Origin of the sequence: Psychrobacter sp. (assembly GCF_030457785.1) — a bacterium.
In the GTDB taxonomy this organism is placed as follows: Bacteria; Pseudomonadota; Gammaproteobacteria; order Pseudomonadales; family Moraxellaceae; genus Psychrobacter.
The window spans coordinates 1-3,272 of record NZ_JAKDUI010000255.1; the positions used below are offsets into that span (position 1 = coordinate 1).

Here is a 3,272-nt window from a genome sequence, read left to right on the forward strand (position 1 = left end):
CGGCTGTCACCCTTCTTTTATTACTCCAGCATACTTTCTGACACACCACCAAATATAGTAATTGCGTATTGATACACTGCTCAGTTCGTCTTAAAGCCATGTGGTCATAGTGCTTATGTTAAGATATATGACGGTAAGCAAAGCACGCAAAGATGACTTTCGAGCAGAGATGACTTTCGAGTTATATGCTGATCATATTCTGTACTAAGAATTTGGGTTTATGCCGTGTACTATATGACTAGGCCACATTAGCATAACGAAGCCACATCAGCCCTGATAGACATAAGTCTCTGAATGCAACTCTATCCCTGAAGTCACAGTCTTTTCTAATAACAAACCCTTCAATAACAAATGATGAATAAAAGTACCTGATATAAAAGATGAGGAAGTTACATGCAAATGAAAATTAACAATGACAATTATGAAGTGATTACTAGCCAAGATATTACAAATATAGAAAAAGCGGTGGATAAATCTACGTTAACCATGCCTTTGGTCGCTGTTTATTGTGGCTCGCGCTTGGGTAATCATGATGTTTATGAGAAGGCGGCTCGTGAGCTTGGTTCAGCGTTAGCGGATAATGGTCTGGGACTGGTCTATGGCGGTGCGAGTATTGGTCTGATGGGTGCGGTGGCTGATGAAGTTGTCAGAGGCGGTGCGCAAGCGGTCGGCGTGATTCCTACGTTTATGCTCAAGCATGAGATTGCCCATGAACAGCTGACTCGCTTGCATTTGACAGATACCATGCACACTCGTAAAACAGTGATGGCAGAATACGCTGATGCATTTATTACCTTACCAGGTGGTCTGGGTACGCTAGAAGAGATCATGGAGATTGCCACTTGGCGCCAGCTCTATCAACATGAGAAGCCAATGATTATCTTAAATATTGATGGTTTTTATGACCGTATGATTGAGCATTTAGCATTTACTGCGGAGCAAGGGTTTATGAAGCAACAAGATCTTGATCGTTTGGTAGTGTGCAATACCATCAATGAAGCGATAGAGATGTTAAAGACTGTGGTAAAAATAGACGACGCCGTCGATACCGAAAAGATGGCAGGTAGCGAAAGCTAAAGCATTACAACGTAAAAACCGTACATGAATATGGATAAGAGAGCAGCCCCCGAACTTTGGTAGGCTGCTTTTTTTATGCTTGGGTTGATGTTTGGCCGGTTCTCGCACAAATGCTGTGGTTGACCCCAGCCATCGCTAGTGGAAAACCACGTTGTTCAGCCAGGTTACGCGCCACCTCATCCACAGCCACACTATCATTATGCGCTAAATAAGCCCATTGGTGTGTATGGCGGTTTTGGTTCTCTGGTGTATCACCATCTATGAAGCCAAGTGCAACCAGTTCATTGACGACTTGGTCAGCAGCAATTAATGTCGAGGATGCTTTAACATTTTCTGCGCGTGCATAGCGTATATTACCATATAGGCTCACATCAGCGACTCGTAAGGTATCATCTTTACCGGGTATTTGTTGTCCACCATATAGTGCATTGCCCACCGTACGAGCGCTCTGAAATGTCGGGACAAATTCTGCCACATAGTCAATCGCTTGCTGGCTACGTGCTTGCAACGGAGCTTTATCCCAACCGTCCTCGATATAGTGCATGTATTGTCGAGGGAGGCGTGGTTGGGCACTGGCGGTGTTTGACGCGACCAAACCATCATCAAATAAAGTAATGGCTTTACTCATGCCGTGAATCTGAAAGTAGCCACCTGGATAAGGTGTAAGCTGTGCCATGCCTTCGGGCGTGCCGCGATTGCCATAGACGATTATTTCTGGTATTTGCCCACCTGATTTGTCCCAATGAGTGATATAAGAAGACTTGAACTCAACCATGCGACTGACTTCGACTCCTACCATGTCATCGATGATTCCGGTGCGAAAACCACAAGCATTGATCAGATAATCAACTTCTATCGATGATGCTTCTGATGTGTCAGCTTGCTTATAGTCGATACGCCACTTGGTCACACTATGATCCATGTTTGAGCCGCTGTTATAGTCTACTGGTATGACTTGAGTCACCGCCGTATCGGTAAAGATATGCGCGTGCCTCTGTTCTTCCAAGGCGAGCTGGGCAGAAGCTGCTAAACGAAAGATATTCCAGCCATACTCTTGTACGACGAGTAGGGGATACTTAACTTTATTTAAGTCTAGATACTTTGCAACTGGTATCATCCACTCGTCAACGGTGCTAGGCTCATTGACTTGCTCACACTCAGCCAGCTGCAGCAATTGCTCGTGGCTGTATAGCTGATAATAGTCTTCGGGTTCCCCAAGTACTTTGTTGTTGGCATCTTGTGCGACCAGCTCGCGATAAGCGTCCGTTAAAATATCCAGACGCGGTAGTAGGTCTTCGGGCAAGCCCTCATCGCGCGTCGGCACTGCAAATACAGTCGGACGTACGTCTATGGTATATGGATATAGGCGTAAAATATCGATACATTGTTTGAGGAGAGCGACGCAGTCCTCGTCGGGTATCTCACGATATAGGTTACCACCTGCGTGCAAATGACACATCGGCGGCCCATCAATTAGGGATTGTTTTTTCTCAAACAAATGCGTCTCGAGTCCTAAAGCAGCAAGACGAATAGCAATCGTTGCGCCTGCCGTACCACCGCCTAAAATACCGATGCGTTTGGTCGAATGCTCTTTGTTTTTCATCATATATTGAGCCATTATTATTATTGTATCCTTGACGATATTTACCACAGTTAGTGCTTTGTGCGTTTATTGAACATCTTAAGCCTAAATGACTTGTAACTGCTGATATGTGTGCGGACTTAGGAAGTTCAACATGTATTGAGCCACTACAGTGATGTTTTTATCGTTTAGGGACTCTTAAGTGCAGTAATGCTATTTTACGAAAAACTGCAATAGATATGATATCAAATACGTAAGTACGTGCATGAGTTTTGTCAGTCATACAATTTATATTAACGATAAAGAGCATTGATGGCGCAAACAAAAAGCAGTCACGGTGGTGGTGGCTTTTTTTAAATAAATATTAAGGCGCATCTTTACTTTGAAAACGCTGATAAAAATAATGATACAGGTGAGGCAAGTAGGAGCAAAGCTAAAAAACAATGTATTGATATAAGATACTGATATCAGGTGTTCGTCAGTTTTTTGGCAAAGCGCTTTCCATATCCACTTTATTCTGTCCTCATTACCTCGTACTACATATCAATAAAAAAACATGTATATATATATAAATAAATTTAAAAACATCTTTCGAAGTCGACAAGGTGCGTTA

The 3,272-nt window shown here is 43.3% G+C and carries 2 protein-coding genes; one reads left to right on the forward strand and one right to left on the reverse strand.

Going from position 1 to position 3,272, the window contains the following annotated elements; genetic code table 11:
- The first annotated feature begins 393 nt into the window (after positions 1-393).
- Positions 394-1,077 carry a TIGR00730 family Rossman fold protein gene (locus L0J61_RS10190; RefSeq protein WP_301466333.1) on the forward strand — a complete coding sequence of 228 codons (684 nt, stop codon included), beginning with the start codon at positions 394-396 and terminating at the stop codon, positions 1,075-1,077.
- Between the two features lie 73 nt (positions 1,078-1,150).
- Here the strand turns inward: L0J61_RS10190 and L0J61_RS10195 are convergent, their stop codons facing one another.
- The gene (locus tag L0J61_RS10195) at positions 1,151-2,680 is read right to left on the reverse strand and encodes an FAD-dependent oxidoreductase (protein WP_301466334.1); all 1,530 of its coding nucleotides are present in this window, start codon (positions 2,678-2,680) and stop codon (positions 1,151-1,153) included.
- Positions 2,681-3,272: the final 592 nt, after the last annotated feature.